Origin of the sequence: Cribrihabitans neustonicus (genome assembly GCF_048820895.1) — a bacterium.
GTDB classification, from domain to species: domain Bacteria; phylum Pseudomonadota; class Alphaproteobacteria; order Rhodobacterales; family Rhodobacteraceae; genus Cribrihabitans_A; species Cribrihabitans_A neustonicus.
This window is the reverse complement of record NZ_JBMERQ010000003.1, coordinates 378058-395630: the sequence shown is the minus strand read 5'-3', so window position 1 is coordinate 395630 and position 17573 is coordinate 378058. Positions and strand designations below refer to the sequence as shown.

Sequence of the window (17573 nt, the reverse complement as noted above, 5' to 3'; positions counted from 1 at the left end):
CGGCACCCGCACCTTGGCGATGATATCGGCGCTCTTCCACAGCGCCGCGGCGGTCTTGACGATCTCCACGCCCGCGGCCTCATAGGCGGCATCGGAAAACCCCGCCCCCGCCCCGGCGCCGCTCTCGATCGCGCAGGAATAGCCCAGCTTCTGCAGCTGCCGCGCCGAATCCGGCGTCATTGCGACCCGGTTTTCGCCCGGCATTACTTCTTTTGGTGTACCTATCTTCACCGCATCGGTCCCCCTAGACTTGCTCGCGCCCGCGCTGTGCAGGCACGGATCACAAAGATCTCTGTTATCTTGCGCAATTTTGTTGCGCAAGAATTTCGCTGCGTCGCCGCAACCATCCCGCTGCATTGCCGCAAAGCCGTCACACCCAGCGCCGCACCTTTCGTTCGTAGCGCGCCCAGTCCGCACGGAAGGCCCGCCGCATGCGGTCCTCCTCGGGCAGGACGAAACGCCGTTCCAGGATCCACAGGAACAGCGGTACCAACACCAGGGACAGCACTGCATCGAACCACAGGACCAGCCCCGCGAGGATCAGCACGTCGCCCAAGTAGATCGGGTTGCGGCTGCGGCTGAAGATGCCCGTCTGCACCAGATGCTCCGGCGTCTCGTGCGGCAGCACGGTGGTTTTGTGACGGCGCATTTCGATGACCCCCAGCACCGCCAGCAGAAACCCGCCGCCAACCAGAACCCCGCCAAGGAAATCGGCCCAGGCGCCGCCAAAGCTCAGACCGGCGGGGAGAAATTCCGCTTGCAGCCAGGCCAGGGCGGCAAAGCCCAGAAGCCAGGCGGGCGGGATATCCAGCCAGCGCTTCATGCGCCGGCCCGTCCGAATGTATTTTCTGTGATCACGCGCATCGCGGGCAGTTTTTCCTCATCCGGCCGGAGCGTCCAGACCCGCAGGGCCCGGGGCGAAAGAAAAGGACAGATTGCTACTGTCCAACCCGGAAACGGCGAATCCTTCCCAGGATGCGGCAAGATCCTGCACAATTCGCCCGGATTGGCTAAGTCTATTTTGCAACGTGGACAATTTCGCGCACCCCGCGGTAGCTTTACGCCGGTTTCCCGGTATGGCCACCGTCTGCGTACTGGTCTTTGCGCAGCCGGCCCGGCCTGCGCAGCGTGACGGCACGGCGCGCTTGCTTGCCCCGCCGCCGGGGCTAGGCTGAGCCTGCACACAGGGAAGGAGACTGGGACAATGACACTGCAGGGCAAACACGCGCTCGTCACCGGCGGCGGAACCGGCATTGGCCTTGCCATCGCCAAAGCGCTGGCGGATCAGGGCGCGGAGGTCACCATCACCGGCCGCCGTCTGGAGGTACTGGAGGAGGCCGCGGCGGGACGGCTGCACCCGATGGTGATGGATGTGCGCGACGAGGCTGACGTGGCGGCCAAGGTCAAATCCGCGGTTGAGGCGCGCGGTCCAGTGCAGATCTGCGTCGCCAACGCAGGCGTTGCCGAGGGCATGGCGCTGCACAAGACCTCGATGGAGTTCTGGCGCAGCATGATGGCGACCAATCTGGACGGCGCCTTCCTGACCATCCGCGAGTGCTTTTCCTCGATGCGGGAGACCGATTGGGGGCGGGTCATCACCGTTTCATCGATCGCGGGGCTGCGGGGCTTGAAGGGCGGCGCCTGCTACACCGCCAGCAAGCACGGCATGATCGGCCTCACCCGCGCGCTGAGCGAGGATTACCTCGGCAGCCCCTTCACCTTCAATGCGCTCTCCCCCGGCTACGTCGACACGCCGATCGTGGAGCGAAATGTCACCGCGATTTCCGAGCGCGCGGGCATGAGCCCGGAGCAGGCGATGGGTGTGATGGTGAACGCCAACCGCCACAAGCGGCTGATCGCACCGGAAGAGGTCGCAGCGGCAGCGCTCTGGCTCTGCGGGCCGGGGTCGGGCTCGGTCAACGGCCAGTGCATCGAGATCGCGGGCGGCCAGGCCTGATGAACCGGGAGGCGTTCAACGCGTTCTGCGGGACGTTCCCGGCGGCAGAGCACGTGGTCCAATGGGGCAACTCGGACGTCTGGAAAGCGGGCGGCAAGTTGTTTGCCGTCTGCGGCTGGGCCGATGGCCGGGATGCCTTCACCTTCAAGGCTGGCGACATCGCCTTTGAAGTGCTGCAGGAACGTCCCGGCGTCCGCCCGGCGCCCTATCATGCTTCCCGCGGCATGAAGTGGCTGCAGCACTACGCGGAGCCCGGACTGACAGGCGCGGAACTGCGGGACCAGATCACCCTGTCCTACGCCTTGGCAACCGCGGGCCTGTCCAGGCGCAAGCGGGCGGAACTGGGGATACCCGACCCGCAGCCAGCCAAGCGCTAAGCTCTGGACAGAACGCCGCGGATGCGGTAGCACGGCAAAAGCTTTAAGCTTGAAATACCTCATGACATGCGAGGCCGCCATGACCGATTTTGCCGCAACCAAGGCGATGTTCGACCTGCCCGAGGGGGTGATCTACCTGGACGGAAACTCGCTCGGCCCCCTGCCCCGCGCCGCCAAGGAGCGGGTTGGGGCGATGATCGAGGACGAGTGGGGCCAGATGCTGATCACCGGCTGGAACAAGGCCGGCTGGATGGACAAGCCCTCGGCGCTGGGGAACCGGATCGGGCGGCTGATCGGCGCCGAGCCGGGCCATGTGGTGATGGGCGACACGCTGTCGATCAAGGTCTACCAGGCCGTCGCCTCGGCGCTGGAGCTGAATCCCTCCCGCAAGGTAGTGCTCTCGGACAACGGCAACTTCCCGACCGACCTTTACATGGCTGAGGGGCTCCTGAAATCTCTGGGCGCGGGGTACGAGCTACGCGTGGTCGACCCCGAAGCGGTGGCTGACAGCATCACGGATGAGATCGCGGTGCTGATGATCACAGAGGTCGACTACCGCACCGGCCGTAAGCACGACATGAAGGCGCTTACGGACAAGGCCCATGCCCACGGCGTGCTGACGGTCTGGGATCTCGCCCACTCCGCCGGCGCCATTCCGGTCGATCTGGCCGGATGCAAGGCCGACTTTGCGGTTGGGTGCACCTACAAATACCTTAATGGCGGCCCTGGCGCGCCGGCCTTCATTTACGTCTCGCCCCGCCACGCGGAGACCGCCCGCCCGGCTCTGTCCGGCTGGCTGGGGCATGAGGCGCCCTTTGCCTTCGACCTCGACTACCGGCCGGGCCGCGGGGTGGAGCGGATGCGCGTCGGCACCCCGCCGATCCTGCAGCTTACCGCGCTGGAGGCGGCGATGGATGTCTGGGACATGGTGGACATGGCCGATGTGCGCGCCAAGTCCGTGGAGCTCTGCGATCTGTTCATCGAGCTGGTCGAGGCAAAATGCCCGCAGCTGGAACTCGCCTCGCCCCGTGATGCGGCCTACCGCGGCAGCCAGGTCTCCTTCAAGTTCGCCGAAGGCTATGCCGCGATGCAGGCGCTGATCGACCGCGGCGTGATCGGCGATTTCCGCGCCCCCGACATCATGCGCTTCGGCTTCACCCCGCTTTACATCGGCGAAGATGACGTGCGCGCGGCGGTGGACATCCTCGCCGAGGTGATCGGAAGCGCGCTCTGGGACCGCCCCGAATACAAGCGGCGCAACGCCGTCACCTGATGCGGCTCACCCGCTCATATCACGTGCCGCTCTGCCGCCCGGCGGGCTGGGTCGCGCACTGGCGCCGTCTGGCCCAATGCGGCACCCTCAACCGGAGGCGCGCCTCCTTTCCCTGACCCATGCTATACTTAGGAAAAGGAAAGACGCGATGACCCAACCTTATGATCCCGCCGGCGAAGGCGCCCAGATGTCTTTTGACGGGCGCATGTCCTATGGCGACTACCTGTGTCTCGACACGCTGCTGAACGCCCAGAAGCTCTGGAGCGATACCCACGACGAGATGCTGTTCATCATCCAGCACCAGACCTCGGAGCTGTGGATGCGGCTGGCCATTCACGAGCTGAAGGCGGCGCGCCAGCGGCTTCTGGAGGGCGAGGCGCGGCAGGCGTTCAAGATGCTCGCCCGCGTGGCGCGCATTTTTGAACAGCTCAATTCGGCCTGGGACGTGCTGCGCACCATGACGCCGTCGGATTACACCCGTTTCCGCGATGCGCTGGGGCAGAGCTCGGGATTCCAGTCGCACCAGTACCGGCTGATCGAATTCATGCTCGGGAACCGCAACAAGGCGATGCTTAAGCCGCACGCCCACCGGCCGGACCTGGTGGCACTCTTGGAGGAGGAACTGGCGCAGCCCTCGCTCTACGACGTGGCGCTGCGGGCGCTGTCCCGATCCTTTCCGCTGCCGGAGGAGGTGCTGAACCGCGATGTCTCGGCCCACTACCAGCCGAGCGGCGCGGTGCAGGCGGCTTGGACCGAGGTCTACCGCGCGCCGGAAGCCAACTGGGAGCTCTACGAACTCGCCGAAAAGCTGGTGGATTTCGAGGACTACTTCCGCCGCTGGCGCTTCAACCACGTGACCACGGTGGAGCGCGTGATCGGCTTCAAGCGCGGCACCGGCGGCACCGGCGGGGTGAGCTACCTCAAGCGGATGCTGGAAGTGGAGCTGTTCCCCGAACTCTGGCACCTGCGCACTGAACTCTAAGTTCTGAGTTTGCCGTCCAAGGCGTTTGAAAACGCCTTGGACACCCCGCTACTTCGGGGTCAGCCCGGCGCCGAACAGACGGGCCAGCTGGCGCACGCCGGAGCGGTAGGCCGGGAAACCGGACGCCGTGTGCTTCACCCCCTTCATCGCAGCACAGAAGGCGGCAGCGATCTCCTCCGCGGAGCTGCTCAGCACCGCGCGGCCTTCGCATGCCTCATCCTCCAGCCACCGGGCATAGATATCCCGCAGCCCTTCTTCGCCCGCGGAGATCTCCTCCGCCGCAACGCTCATCCCCGCCTCGAACAGCTCCAACCCGTGCGGTGACGACAGCATTGCCTCCATCGCCTCCCCGCCCTGGGCGGCAAACGCCGCCTCCAGCCGCTCCACCAGAGTCCCCTCCCCGGCCAGCGCCGCCCGCACATCCGCCAGCGCCGCGCCGTAGTAGACCTGCACCAGCGCGCGGAAGATCGCTTCCTTGTTCTTGAAATGCAGATACAGCGCCGGGCGCGACACGCCCGCGCCTTTTGCGATGTCATCCATTGAAGTCTTGCGGAAGCCATAGGCCGAGAACGCCGCCCAGGCGGAAGTAAGGATTGCCTGCTGTTTCGAGTCGATGCCTGCCATGTTCATGAAACGCTTCTGACAGCATAGCACGATTTTGTCAATTGACACACTGACACAATTGATTGCATATGTCAGAGCAGCCAAGCCAAGGGAGAGCCCTCATGCCCGCCACGCTGCGTATCAACGGAACATCCCACCAGGTCGATCTGCCGGACGACGTGCCCCTTCTGTGGGTGCTGCGCGATGAGATCGGCCTCACCGGTACCAAGTATGGCTGCGGCGTCGCCGCCTGCGGCGCCTGCACGGTGCAGATCGATGGCGAGCCGGTGCGCTCGTGCCAGGTGGCGCTTGCGGATGTTTGGGGCGAGGTGACCACGATCGAGGGGCACGGCACGCCGGAGGCGATGAGCGCGCTGCAGCAGGCTTGGGTGGACCACCAGGTGGCGCAATGCGGCTACTGCCAGTCCGGCCAGATCATGCAGGCCGCGGGGCTCTTGGCGGAAAACCCCGCCCCCAGCGATGCCGAGATCGACGAGGCGATGCGGGGCAACCTCTGCCGCTGCGGCACCTACACCCGCATCCGCGCCGCCATCCACGACACCGCCCGCAAGATGCAGGAGGCCTGAGCCATGGCAAGCATCGGAAAGATCGCCCGCCGCAGCTTCCTCATCGGCTCTGCCGCCATCGTCGGCGGGGTGGCCTTCGGCGCCTATGCCGTCTCCCGCCCCGCGCCCAACCCGCTGCGCCCGGGCGCGGGCGGAGCAGCCCTCAACCCCTTCGTGCTGATCGACGCCGAGGGCGTCACCCTGATCGCGCCGCGCGCCGAGATGGGCCAGGGCGTGCAGACCAGCTGGGCTGTGCTGATCGCCGAGGAGCTGGACGTGGAGCTGGACCAGATCCGCGTGCTGCATGGCCCCGCTGCCAAGGCTTATTACAACTCCGCCTTTATCGGCGATGCGCTGCCCGGCAAGGGCTATGACAGCGGCAATTTCGCCCATGCGGTGGGCGAGGCGCTTGGCCATCTCGGCAAGCCGCTGCGGCTGCATGGCACCGGCGGGTCGACCTCGATGAAGGACGGGTATGAGCGGATGCGCCGTGCCGGCGCCAGCGCGCGGGAGTCGCTGAAACAGGCCGCTGCCGCGCGCCTTGGAGTGGACCGGGCCGCGCTTACGACGAAGGGCGGCGCGGTGATTACGCCGGACGGCGCCCGCATCCCCTACACCGAACTCGCGGAAGAGGCCGCCCGGCTCGACCCGGTGCAGGCAGACCTGCGCCCCAAGTCCGAATGGCGGCTGATCGGCAAGACCCAGCCGCGGCTCGACATGGTGGCGAAGGCCACCGGCACCGCGGAGTTCGGCATCGACGTGCGGCTGCCGGGAATGAAATTCGCAAGCCTCAGGATGAACCCGCGCCAGGGCGGCGGCATGGCCGGCTTCGACGCCAGCGCGGCGCTGGCGATGCCGGGGGTGGAGCAGGTGCTGGACCTCGGCAACGGCATCGCCGTGGTGGCGCGCAACACCTGGATCGCGATGCAGGCGGCGGAGGCGGTGGAGATCGGCTGGGAAGCCGCTCCCTACCCGGCCACAACCGAAGGCATCTTTGCCGAGATCGAACAGGCATTCGAGGCCAAGCCGAACTCGGTGATGCGTGACGATGGCGATGCCGACGCCCTGCCGGAGGGCGCGCAGGAAATCACTGCGGACTACCGCGTGCCTTACCTCGCCCACGCCACGATGGAGCCGATGAACGCCACCGCGCTGCTGGAGGACGGTAAGCTGACGGTCTGGTGCGGCAACCAGATGCCGCTCTTCACCCAGATGAAATGCGCCGAAGAGGCCGGGCTCGACAGCGAGCAGGTGGACATCCGCACCACCTACCTCGGCGGCGGTTTCGGGCGCCGGGCGGAGGTCGACTACGCGGTGCTTGCCACCCGCGTGGCCCGGCAGATGCCGGGCGTGCCGGTGCAGCTCACCTGGTCGCGCGAGGAGGACATGCGCCACGACATGTACCGCCCCGGCGCGATGGCCCGGATGCGCGGCGCGGTGAAGGACGGTGCGGCGGTGGTGATGGACGGCAAGGTCGCCGCCGCCTCCCCTGTAGCGCAGGCGATGCAGCGCCTGGCAGGGCTTTCGCCCGCGGGGCCGGACAAGGTGCATGTGGAGGGTTTCTTCAATGCGCCTTACGCCATTCCCAACTTCCGCATGGCGGGGCATCTGGCCGACGTGGCGGTGCCGGTCGGCTTCTGGCGCTCGGTCGGCAACAGCTTCAACGCCTTCTTCGTGGAAAGCTTCCTCGACGAGATGGCCCATGCCGCGGGCGCCGATCCGCTCACCTTCCGGCTGGAGCTTGCGCGGCGCGAATGGGCACCCGCGGCCAAGGTGCTGGAAACGGTGCGCGACATGTCCGGGTGGACCGGCAAGACGCCCGAGGGCATGGGCCGCGGGGTAGCCATGTGCTACAGCTTCGGCACGCCGGTCGCCCAGGTGATCGAAGTGCAGCAGGAGGACCCGGGCATCCGCATCGCCAAGGCCTGGATCGCCTGCGACATGGGCCAGGCGATCGACCCGGAAAACGTCAAGGCGCAGATGTCCGGGGGCATGGCCTACGGGCTCTCGGCCGCCTGCTTTGGCGAAATCACCTTTGCCGATGGCATGGCGGAACAGGGCAACTTCCCCGACTACGACGCGCTGCGGATGCATACGATGCCGCGGACCGAGGTCGAGGTGCTTGAGGTGCAGACGCATCTGGGCGGCGCGGGCGAGCCCGGCACGCCGCCGGCCGCTCCGGCGCTGGCCAATGCGCTCTTCGACCTCACCGGGCAGCGGGCGCGGGAGCTGCCGCTGATGCATTCGTTTGACTTGATGGTCTAGCCCGTGCTCCCATCGCCTGCACGGACCGCCCGCCTTGCGCGGGCGGCTGCTTGCAGCTGCAGGGAGGGCACGGGGAATGGCGCAGGACAACAGGGGCACGGATGGCAGCGCGGCGGCACAGCGGGCAGGTATCACGCTTGACCCGGAAACCGACCTCAGCTTCACCCGCCAGCTCGGCGCGGACCCGGCCCAGCTCTGGACTTGCTGGACCACGCCTTTGCATCTGCGCGCCTTCTTCATCCCCGCGCCGCACGCCATCACCGCCTGCGAGATCGACCTGCGCCCGGGCGGCCGCTTCAACACCACCTTCGACGTCGAAGGCCGCGAAATCCGCAACAAAGGGGTTTTCCTCGAGGTGGAGGAGGAGCGGAAACTGGTCTTCACCGATGCCTACAGCGAAGGCTGGAAGCCCGCGCCGGATCCGTTCATGACCGCCATCGTGCTGTTCGAGCCGGCCGTGGCCCGCGGCACCAGCCTCACGATCATTGCCCGCCACCGCTCCGCCGAGGCGCGGGAGCGGCACGAGCAGATGGGCTTCCAAGCAGGCTGGGGCGTCGTGGCGGACCAGCTGGACGCCCACGCCAAAACCTTGCCCTGACCACCGGTTCGCCGGCGCTGCAGCTCTAAGCGTTCAGGCCGTCTTCTGCAGATCCCCGCGCGGTGCGCCTGCGGACCAGGCGCGTACCGCATTGCCAAAGGCCTCGAACAGAGGGCGCGAGACCGGATCGTTGACCGCATCCCACTCCGGATGCCATTGCACCGCGAGTGTGAAGCCCGGCGCGTCCTTGATATAAATCGCCTCCGGCGTGCCGTCCGGCGCGTGGCCGTCGATCACCACCCGCGCGCCGGGCCGCTTGATGCCCTGGCCGTGCAGTGTGTTGGTCATCACCTCCCGCGCACCGAACAGCTGGTGGAAGGGGCCATTCGGGGTGAAGCTCACCGGGTGGCGCAGTGCGAATTTCTCCTCCAGCGTGCCATCGGGCGGCATCCGGTGGTTCATCCGGCCCGGCAGGTCGCGGATTTCCGGGTGCAGCGCGCCGCCCATCGCCACGTTCACCTCCTGAAAGCCCCGGCAGATGCCCAGGAAAGGCTGCCCCCGCTCGACGCAGGCGCGCACCAGCGGCAATGTCACCGCATCGCGGGCGCGGTCGAAGGCACCATGCGCTGCGGTCTCGTCCTCGCCGTACTCATTCGGATGCACGTTGGGACGGCCGCCGGTCAGCAGGAAGCCATCGAACGTCTCAAGCAGTTCCCCCACCGTGACAAAGCGCGGATCGGAAGGGATCATCAGCGGCATGCAGCCCGCAACTTCGGCGACCGCTTCCGAGTTCATCGTCCCGCCCGCATGCACCGGGTATTGATCGTCGATCAGATAGGAATTGCCAATAATGCCAACCTTCGGGCGCGCCATGATCCACTCTCGCTTGTTTTTATTCTGAAAACCTAGCCGCGCGCGGACGCCGGTTCAACTGCGCTGCAACACAGGCGCTTGTTTGCCTGCACACAGACTGCGCCTGAGGTGGCGGGGGCTGGCTTCAGGGCTCCGTCCCGCCCTGCTCCTGTGTAGGGGAGACCACCACGACCACCTGGCAGCGTGCGCCGCCAGTTGCGCGGTAGCTGTGCTCGAAACCGGCGTCGAAATAAATGCTGTCGCCCTTGCCCAACAGTTCCGCGCGGCCGTGGATCAGCAGTTCCAGCTGGCCGTCGATCACATAGATCATCTCGGCGCCTGGATGCGTATGCGCCGGGCTGGCCGGGGCCCGGCCGGTGAACTCCGCGAGATAGGCCTGGAAGCGGCCCCCGGTCACCGGGAAGTCCAGGCTCTCGAACAGGTAGGAGACCGGCCCGTCCGGTGTATTACCCAGCTTCATCCGGTCCCGGGCGCGCGTTACTTCCAGCACCGGCGCGTCCTCGCCGGGGCCGAAGAAATGGTCGAGCCCGACACCGAACACCATCGCGATGCGCAGGAGCGTTGCCAGCGTCGGGAACACCTGCCCGCGCTCGAGCCGCGACAGCATCGCCGCGGAAAGGCCGGTGTGCTCGCCCAGCTGCGCCAGACCCATCGCCTTTGCGGTGCGCAGGGCGCGCAGCTTGGGGCCGATTCGATAGGCCTCCAGCCCTTCCTGCAACGTGTCCGACAAGCCGGCCTTGCTCATAGTTTTGCCTCCAGAGGAAACGAGCGCGCGCCAAATTTAGCATTGTGCAAAAAACATGCACATCACGCAAACGTGCATAACATGCAAAATTTTTGCACCGCAAGCTCGGTGTGCCAGCTTTTGTTCTCTTCTCTGGCTCTGACAGAAAGGAAGTTAAATGTTCACCAAACGTCTTTCCCTGGCAGCCGCCGCGCTTGCCGCCAGCCTGACCTTCTCCGGCGCGGCGCAGGCGGAGTCCATGGATATCGTCGACACCGCCGCCGAGGCCGGGCAGTTCGACACGCTCGCCGCGGCGCTGACCGCGGCCGGTCTGGTGGAAACCCTGAAGGGCGAAGGCCCGTTCACCGTCTTTGCGCCCACGGACGAGGCATTCGCCCAACTTCCCGAAGGCACGCTCGACACGCTCTTGAAGCCGGAAAACAAGGAACAGCTGACGCGCATCCTCACCTATCACGTGGTGCCGGGCAAGGTGATGTCCTCCGACCTCAGCGACGGGATGACCGCGGCCACGGTGATGGGCGACGATTTGACCTTCAACACCGCGGACGGGGTGAAGGTGAATGACGCCAACGTGGTGCAGGCAGATATCGAAACCTCGAACGGCGTGATCCACGTGGTGGATTCAGTGATTCTGCCCTGAGCAGCGGCGGCCGGGACTGACTGAGGACGGGGCGGCAGGCAGGCAGGGCCAGCCGGTATCTCTCCCCCACGCCCTGGCTGCCCTTGGGGCGACCGGGGTCCGGCAGGAACCGCCGCCGCCCAGCCGCCGGTCTGCGAAATTTATCCCGCAAGCGCACACCGGCCGGCCGCGCCCCCTTCCGCCCGGGCGGGAGGGGGCTGTGCTTTTTGCAGTGTTTCCCGGCCAAGCCGCCGTATGTGGCTTCTGAAGTAGAAAACTTGGATTCACGTGCCGCACGCGGGCACACTGCCAGGCGCCGATTTCAGGTGGACCGGCGCCGCCGCACGTTCACCGCCAATACTTGGCCGGCCTGCGGGTGAGTTCTCAGGCCTCGCCCTGCAGGCCTGCAAAGTCGATGCCGGCAAGAGCCGCCTTGGCGTCATTTTCGGAGGTATCGCCCGTGACCCCAACCGCGCCGATCACCTGCCCCTCCGGGCCGCGGACCAGCACACCGCCCGGCACTGGTACAACCCGGCCGCCATAGACTCCGTTCACCGCGGCCATGAAATAGGGCTGGCTTTCCGCGCGCGCCATCTGCGCCACCCCGCCCATACCGAGCATCACCGCACCATAAGCCTTGCCGTGGGCTATGGCGAAGCGGCCCGGCGCGGCGCCGTCCTCGCGCTCGAAGGCAAGCACATGGCCGCCGCCGTCCAGCACCACTACCGACAAAGGCTTCAGTGCCTGAGCCCGGCCTGCCTCCAAGGCAGCGCGGATGATGCCGCGCGCTTGTGTCAAAGTCAGTTCCGCCATCCGTGGTTGTCCTCCCGATTCCATGACGTTGCGTAACGGAACGAAAAAGGAGGCCAAACGGCCCCCTTTGACTACCCGCGAAATTGCGGAAACTGTTTCCTCCCGGTCAGTTCGCCGCAGCTGCGGCCTTCAATTCCAGGCGGCGGGCGTGCAGCACCGGCTCGGTATAGCCGGAGGGCTGCTCGCGGCCCTTGAAGACCAGGTCGCAGGCGGCCTGGAAGGCGATGCTGTCAAAGCCGGGCGCCATCGGCCGGTAGGCCGGGTCGCCCGCGTTCTGCTCGTCCACCACCGCGGCCATTTTCTGCATCGCAGCCATCACGTCCTCCTGCGAGACCACCCCGTGGTGCAGCCAGTTGGCCAGGTGCTGGGCGCTGATCCGGCAGGTGGCGCGGTCCTCCATCAGGCCGACGTTGTTGATGTCCGGCACCTTGGAGCAGCCGACGCCCTGATCGATCCAGCGCACCACGTAGCCGAGGATGCCCTGGGCGTTGTTCTCCACCTCGCGGCGGATCTGCTCGGGGGTCCACTTGCGGAAGGCCGCGAGCGGAATGTCGAGGATGCCGTCCACATGGGCACGACGGCCGCCTGCCTTGAGCTTCTCCTGCACCGCGAACACATCGACCTTGTGGTAATGCAGCGCATGCAGGGTGGCGGCGGTCGGGCTCGGCACCCAGGCGCAGTTGGCCCCGGATTTCGGGTGCTCGATCTTCTGCTCCAGCATCGCCGCCATCATGTCCGGCATTGCCCACATGCCCTTGCCGATCTGCGCCTTGCCCGAAAGCCCGCACTCCAGCCCGATATCGACGTTCAGCGCCTCATAGGCGCCCAGCCACGCCTTCCGCTTGATGAAGTCCTTGCGGGAGAACGGGCCCGCTTCCATCGAGGTATGGATTTCGTCGCCGGTGCGGTCGAGGAAGCCGGTGTTGATGAAAGCCACCCGGTGCTTGGCGGCGCGGATGCATTCTTTGAGGTTCACCGAGGTGCGCCGTTCCTCGTCCATGATGCCGATCTTCACGGTGTGGCGCGGCAGGCCGAGGATATCCTCGACCTTGCCGAAGATACGGTCGGCAAAGGCGACTTCCTCGGGCCCGTGCATCTTGGGCTTCACCACGTAGACCGAGCCATGCGCGGAGTTGCCGCCGTCGCGCTTAAGGTCATGCATCGCAATCATCACGGTGATCAGCGCGTCGAGCAGGCCTTCGAAAGCCTCGTTGCCGTCCTTGTCGAGCACCGCGGGGTTGGTCATCAGATGGCCCACGTTGCGCACCCACAGGAGCGCTCGGCCCTTCAGCGTCAGCGCGCTTCCGTCGGGCGCGGTGTAGCCGCGGTCGGGGTTGAGGCGGCGGGTGACGGTCTTGCCGCCCTTCTCCAGCTTGGCCTCCAGATCGCCTTTCATCAGGCCGAGCCAGTTGGAATAGGCCTGCACCTTGTCCTCGGCATCGACGCAGGCAACCGAGTCCTCGCAGTCCATGATCGCCGACATCGCGCTTTCCAGCCGCACATCCGCAAGCCCGGCCTGATCGCGGGCGCCGATCGCATGGGCGCGGTCGAAGACCAGTTCGACATGCAGCCCGTTGTTGCGCAGCAGAACGGCTTCCGGCGCCTTGGGGTTGCCGCGGAAGCCTGCGAATTTCTCCGGCTGCGCCAGCGGCAGGTCGTCGATCAGCAGCTGGCCGTCCTGCACATGGTAGCGACGCACGTCGGCGTGGCTTGCGCCCTTGATCGGGAAGGCCTCGTCCAGGAACACCCGCGCACGCGCCACCACCCGGGCGCCGCGGCCCTTGTCGTAGCCGCCCTTGGGCGAAGACGTGCCCATCGCGTCGGTGCCATAGAAACTATCATAAAGGCTGCCCCAGCGTGCATTCGCCGCGTTCAATGCGTAACGCGCGTTGGTGATCGGCACCACCAGCTGCGGCCCAGGCACCGAGGCGATCTCGGGGTCGACGTTCTGCGTCCCGATCTCGAAGTCGCCGCCCTCGGGCAGCAGGTAGCCGATTTCGCCCAGGAAAGCCTTGTAGGCCTCGTGATCATGCGGCCTGCCGCGGTTGGCGATGTGCCAGGCGTCAATTTTCTGCTGCATTTCGGCGCGCTTGGCGAGCAGCGCCCGGTTTTCCGGCCCGAACCCGTTCACCAGCTCAGCAAGGCCATTCCAGAAAACATCCGCCGCGATCCCGGTGCCGGGCAGCGCCTGGTTTTCGACGAAGTCCGCCAGCTCCGGCGCAACCTGAATTCCCTGTTTTTCGACCCGGTTCATGACTTGCTCCTTCCGGCGGTACACCACTGCATGCTGACCCCCTAACTAGGGCAGAAGTTTCCAGTCAGCAACAAAACAGCCTCCAATTGAAACCAAACGCAATTTCTTGATTTCCAAGAAAGTGCCGAAAGGATTTCCGAATATGCGGAGGCGGCGGCTGACCAGTGGCCAAGGTCTGGACAACAACAAAAAGGGCGCGCAGGTTGCCCTGCCCGCCCTGCCCGCCCTGCCGGGTCGCCCGGATAGCACCGCGGTCAATCCGAAGCGCCCTCGATTACCGTTTGCACTTCGGCCGCGCTGGCTGGTTCCTCGGCCTTGTCCTGCTCGCCGCCGCGGGCGAAGACCAGGATCAGCCAGCCTACCAGAAGGATCAGCGCAAAGATCACCACCCCCCAGATGCCAAACAGTGCCGGCCGGTGCCGCTTTTTCTGGCGTTCGGTGTTGGTATCCGGTGCGGACATCGCTGACCTCCCTTTCGAATCGTTGCTGCCGGCAGGGCGCTTGCCGCGCTGCCCGCTGTTGCCTACCACTATGGTAACTACGCATCGGACCCCGCTCCGGTTCCCCAACAACGAGGTTCTGCCGTGAAAGACGCATCCCCCGCCACCGCTCCCGAGACCTTCTACCTGAAAGACTACACGCCGTTCGGCTACGCGGTGGAATCGGTCCACCTGACCTTCCGGCTGGCACCGGAGACCACCCGGGTCATCAGCAGGATCCGCTTTACGCCGAAACCGGATGCCGCAGACAAAAGCTTCTTCCTGCATGGCGAGGAGCTGCAGCTGATCTGGGCGAAAATCGACGGCAAGGAGGTGACGCCGGAGCTGGTGAAGGGCGGCCTTGAATGCAGCGTGCCCAGCGCGCCCTTCACCTGGGAGGCCGAGGTGGAGATCAACCCGGCCGGCAATACCGCGCTGGAGGGGCTTTATATGTCCAACCGCATGTACTGCACCCAATGCGAGGCTGAAGGCTTCCGCAAGATCACCTTCTACCCGGACCGCCCGGACGTGATGTCAACCTTCACCGTGCGCATCGAAGGCGATGAGCCGGTGATGCTGTCCAACGGCAATCCCACCGGCCAGGGCGAGGGCTGGGCCGAATGGCACGACCCCTGGCCGAAACCGGCCTACCTCTTTGCTCTGGTCGCAGGCGATCTGGTCAACCACCCCGGCAGTTTCACCACCAAGTCCGGCAAGGAGGTGGAGCTGAACATCTGGGTCCGCCCCGGCCCGGACAAGGGCAAATGTGCCTTCGGAATGGAGGCGCTAAAGAAGTCGATGAAATGGGACGAGGATGTCTATGGCCGGGAATACGACCTCGACATCTTCAACATCGTTGCGGTGGATGATTTCAACATGGGCGCGATGGAGAACAAGGGGCTGAACATCTTCAACTCCTCCTGCGTGCTGGCCTCGCCCGAAACCTCCACCGACGGCAATTTCGAACGCATCGAGGCGATCATCGCGCATGAGTATTTCCACAACTGGACCGGCAACCGCATCACCTGCCGCGACTGGTTCCAGCTGTGCCTGAAAGAGGGGCTGACGGTCTTCCGAGACGCCCAATTCACCGCCGACATGCGCTCTGAGCCGGTGAAGCGGATCGAGGACGTGATGGCCCTGCGGGCCCGCCAGTTTCCAGAGGACAACGGCCCCCTTGCGCACCCGCCGCGCCCCGAACAATTCCAGGAGATCAACAACTTCTACACTGCAACCGTCTATGAAAAAGGCGCCGAGGTGATCGGGATGCTGAAGCGGTTGGTGGGGGATGACAACTACTACAAGGCGCTGGACCTCTACTTCGAACGCCACGATGGCCAGGCCTGCACGATCGAGGACTGGCTGAAAGTGTTCGAGGATGCGACCGGGCGCGATCTCAGCCAGTTCAAGCTTTGGTACAGCCAGGCCGGCACCCCGCGGGTGAAGGTCTCGGAAGATTATGCCGATGGCACCTACACGCTGACGTTCGAGCAATCGACGCCGCCCACCCCCGGCCAGCCGGACAAAGCCCCGCGGGTGATCCCTGTAGCGGTCGGCCTGTTGTCGCCTAATGGTGACGAGGTGCGTGGCACGGAAGTTCTGGAACTGACCGAGGCCAAGCAGAGCTTTACCTTTGGCGGCCTCGCCTCCAAACCGGTGCCGTCGATCCTGCGCGAGTTCTCCGCCCCTGTGATCCTGGAACGCGAGACCACCAACGCCGAGCGCGCCTTCCTGCTGGCCCACGACACCGACCCGTTCAACCGCTGGGAGGCCGGCAACACGCTGGCCAAGGAGACCCGCGTGGCTATGGTTCTGGATGGCACCGCACCCGATGCTGCCTATCTGGACGCTCTGGAGAAGCTGGTGCGCGACGACGAACAGGACCCGGCCTTCCGCGCGCTGGTGCTGACGCCGCCCAGCCAACCCGACATCGCCCAGACCCTGCATGAGCGTGGCTTCACCCCCGATCCGCAAAAGATCTATGACGCGGCAGAGACCTTTGCCCAGACCCTGGCGCAGCAGCTGGAAGACAGCCTGCCCCGTCTATACGCCGCCACCACCGTCGATGGCCCCTATGTCCCGGATGCCGAGGGCGCGGGCAAACGCGCGCTCAATGGCCGCGTGCTGTCGCTCCTCACCCGGCTTGACGGCGGCGCTCAAGCAGCGCGCCAGTTCGAAGCGGCGGACAACATGACCCAGCAATATGCCGCGCTTTCCTGCCTGATGAAGGCGGAGAAGGGCGAGGTGCAGTCACAGGCGTTCTTTGACCAGTGGCAAGACGACCGGCTGGTGATGGACAAGTGGTTTGCCTTGCAGATTGCCTGCGCCGCTCCGGCAAAGGCCGCGGCTGCGGCCAAGGCTCTGACCGGGCATCCACTGTTCAGCATCAAGAATCCCAACCGCTTCCGCGCGGTCTTTGGCGCGCTGGCGGGCAATCACGCGGGCTTCCACCATGCCAGCGGAGAAGGATACCGGCTGCTTGCAGACAACCTCATCGCGCTCGACAAGCTGAACCCGCAGACCACCGCCCGCATGTGCGCGGCCTTCCAGACCTGGAAGCGCTACGATGCCGCGCGCCAGTCGCTGATCCGCGCCCAGCTCACCCGTATCGCGGATGCCGAAGGGCTGAGCCGCGACACCACCGAGATGGTGAGCCGTATTCTCAATGCCTGACCCCTTCCCGGGCATGCCGGACAGCGGCGGCTTCAGCTTCACCCGCGAGGGTCGCTCCACCGCGGCCCTGCTGGCAACGGCGGCCTGGCTCGCAGGGCTGGCCGGCTTGTGGTTCGGGCTGGGCGCCGCGGGCTGGCTGGTGGCGCTGCTGGCTCTGCCGGTCATCCCGGCGGTGCTGGACCTGATGCGCAATCCTTCCGCCGGGCTGACCATCTCGGAGGAGCGGATTTCCTGGTATTCCGGCAGCCTCGAGGATACTGCCCCGCTGGCGGAGATCGAGCGGGTGCGGTTTGACACGCGCTGGGATTTCTCGGTCCGGACCACGCTGGTTATGCACGGAGGCAAGCAGCTGCGGTTGCCGCAGGAGGCCACGCCGCCGTATAGGGAGATGGAGCGCGAGCTGTCCCGGCGCGGGCTCAGGACCGAGCGCCATCATTTCGTGATTTTCTGAGACAGCGCAGCAGCTTGGCGGCTTTCCGCCAGGCGGAACCGAAGCGGTACAATTTTGCCGATTGGGGCCGCAACTTCCCCACTGCCGCCATCTTTGCGCCCCATT

17 protein-coding genes and 1 pseudogene are annotated in these 17573 nt (G+C 65.8%); 10 read left to right on the top strand and 8 right to left on the bottom strand.

The window, feature by feature from the left end; all coding sequences use genetic code 11:
• A pseudogene (locus ACOHWE_RS11355) lies at positions 1-231 on the bottom strand (Re/Si-specific NAD(P)(+) transhydrogenase subunit alpha); the annotation flags it as partial.
• A 139-nt stretch (positions 232-370) separates the two neighbouring features.
• Positions 371-823 (bottom strand): methyltransferase family protein, encoded by a 453-nt coding sequence (locus tag ACOHWE_RS11350; protein ID WP_420666442.1) that lies wholly within the window; start codon positions 821-823, stop codon positions 371-373.
• 381 nt (positions 824-1204) lie between these two features.
• Between ACOHWE_RS11350 and ACOHWE_RS11345 the strand changes: the two genes are divergently transcribed.
• The 4 genes from ACOHWE_RS11345 to kynA all read left to right on the top strand — a co-directional run bounded on the left by ACOHWE_RS11345 (position 1205) and on the right by kynA (position 4589).
• The gene (locus tag ACOHWE_RS11345; protein ID WP_420666440.1) at positions 1205-1957 is read left to right on the top strand and encodes an SDR family NAD(P)-dependent oxidoreductase; all 753 of its coding nucleotides are present in this window, start codon (positions 1205-1207) and stop codon (positions 1955-1957) included.
• Positions 1957-2334 carry an MmcQ/YjbR family DNA-binding protein gene (locus tag ACOHWE_RS11340; protein ID WP_420666438.1) on the top strand — a complete coding sequence of 126 codons (378 nt, stop codon included), beginning with the start codon at positions 1957-1959 and terminating at the stop codon, positions 2332-2334. Before ACOHWE_RS11345 ends, ACOHWE_RS11340 begins: the two co-directional genes overlap by 1 nt.
• 79 nt (positions 2335-2413) lie before the next feature.
• A complete protein-coding gene (gene kynU / locus ACOHWE_RS11335; RefSeq protein ID WP_420666456.1) occupies positions 2414-3607 on the top strand; it encodes a kynureninase in 1194 nt (397 codons plus the stop codon).
• Between the two features lie 148 nt (positions 3608-3755).
• Positions 3756-4589 (top strand): tryptophan 2,3-dioxygenase, encoded by an 834-nt coding sequence (kynA, locus tag ACOHWE_RS11330; protein WP_420666436.1) that lies wholly within the window; start codon positions 3756-3758, stop codon positions 4587-4589.
• A 48-nt stretch (positions 4590-4637) separates the two neighbouring features.
• Here the strand turns inward: kynA and ACOHWE_RS11325 are convergent, their stop codons facing one another.
• Positions 4638-5219 (bottom strand): TetR/AcrR family transcriptional regulator, encoded by a 582-nt coding sequence (locus tag ACOHWE_RS11325; protein ID WP_420666434.1) that lies wholly within the window; start codon positions 5217-5219, stop codon positions 4638-4640.
• A 95-nt stretch (positions 5220-5314) separates the two neighbouring features.
• Here ACOHWE_RS11325 and ACOHWE_RS11320 point away from each other — a divergent pair, with 95 nt between their 5' ends.
• From ACOHWE_RS11320 to ACOHWE_RS11310, 3 genes are all read left to right on the top strand, one after another.
• Complete coding sequence (locus ACOHWE_RS11320) at positions 5315-5779, top strand: (2Fe-2S)-binding protein (protein WP_420666432.1); 465 nt, start codon at positions 5315-5317, stop codon at positions 5777-5779.
• A 3-nt stretch (positions 5780-5782) separates the two neighbouring features.
• Positions 5783-8023: a xanthine dehydrogenase family protein molybdopterin-binding subunit gene (locus tag ACOHWE_RS11315; RefSeq protein ID WP_420666430.1), complete on the top strand. Its 2241-nt coding sequence runs from the start codon at positions 5783-5785 to the stop codon at positions 8021-8023.
• A gap of 130 nt (positions 8024-8153) precedes the next feature.
• Positions 8154-8621, top strand: a complete 468-nt coding sequence (locus ACOHWE_RS11310) for an SRPBCC family protein (protein ID WP_420666454.1) — start codon at positions 8154-8156, stop codon at positions 8619-8621.
• Between the two features lie 33 nt (positions 8622-8654).
• Here the strand turns inward: ACOHWE_RS11310 and ACOHWE_RS11305 are convergent, their stop codons facing one another.
• Together ACOHWE_RS11305 and ACOHWE_RS11300 are read right to left on the bottom strand one after the other, a co-directional pair.
• Positions 8655-9434: a gamma-glutamyl-gamma-aminobutyrate hydrolase family protein gene (locus ACOHWE_RS11305; RefSeq protein ID WP_420666429.1), complete on the bottom strand. Its 780-nt coding sequence runs from the start codon at positions 9432-9434 to the stop codon at positions 8655-8657.
• Between the two features lie 124 nt (positions 9435-9558).
• Positions 9559-10179, bottom strand: a complete 621-nt coding sequence (locus ACOHWE_RS11300) for a helix-turn-helix domain-containing protein (protein ID WP_420666427.1) — start codon at positions 10177-10179, stop codon at positions 9559-9561.
• Between the two features lie 157 nt (positions 10180-10336).
• On the opposite strand from ACOHWE_RS11300, the gene ACOHWE_RS11295 reads away from it, so the two are divergent.
• Positions 10337-10819, top strand: a complete 483-nt coding sequence (locus ACOHWE_RS11295) for a fasciclin domain-containing protein (RefSeq protein ID WP_420666425.1) — start codon at positions 10337-10339, stop codon at positions 10817-10819.
• Positions 10820-11182: 363 nt separating this feature from the next.
• On the opposite strand, the gene ACOHWE_RS11290 is transcribed toward ACOHWE_RS11295, so the two are convergent.
• From ACOHWE_RS11290 to ACOHWE_RS11280, 3 genes are all read right to left on the bottom strand, one after another.
• Positions 11183-11611 carry a GlcG/HbpS family heme-binding protein gene (locus ACOHWE_RS11290; RefSeq protein WP_420666424.1) on the bottom strand — a complete coding sequence of 143 codons (429 nt, stop codon included), beginning with the start codon at positions 11609-11611 and terminating at the stop codon, positions 11183-11185.
• 106 nt (positions 11612-11717) lie between these two features.
• Positions 11718-13865, bottom strand: coding sequence for a malate synthase G (locus tag ACOHWE_RS11285; protein ID WP_420666423.1), 2148 nt, complete (start codon positions 13863-13865; stop codon positions 11718-11720).
• A 254-nt stretch (positions 13866-14119) separates the two neighbouring features.
• Positions 14120-14326 (bottom strand): flagellar basal body-associated FliL family protein, encoded by a 207-nt coding sequence (locus ACOHWE_RS11280; RefSeq protein WP_420666421.1) that lies wholly within the window; start codon positions 14324-14326, stop codon positions 14120-14122.
• Between the two features lie 123 nt (positions 14327-14449).
• Between ACOHWE_RS11280 and pepN the strand changes: the two genes are divergently transcribed.
• Positions 14450-17017, top strand: coding sequence for an aminopeptidase N (gene pepN / locus ACOHWE_RS11275; RefSeq protein WP_420666419.1), 2568 nt, complete (start codon positions 14450-14452; stop codon positions 17015-17017).
• Entirely contained in the window at positions 17010-17468 is a 459-nt protein-coding gene (locus ACOHWE_RS11270) for a hypothetical protein (RefSeq protein ID WP_420666418.1), read from the top strand. Before pepN ends, ACOHWE_RS11270 begins: the two co-directional genes overlap by 8 nt.
• Positions 17469-17573 lie beyond the last annotated feature (105 nt).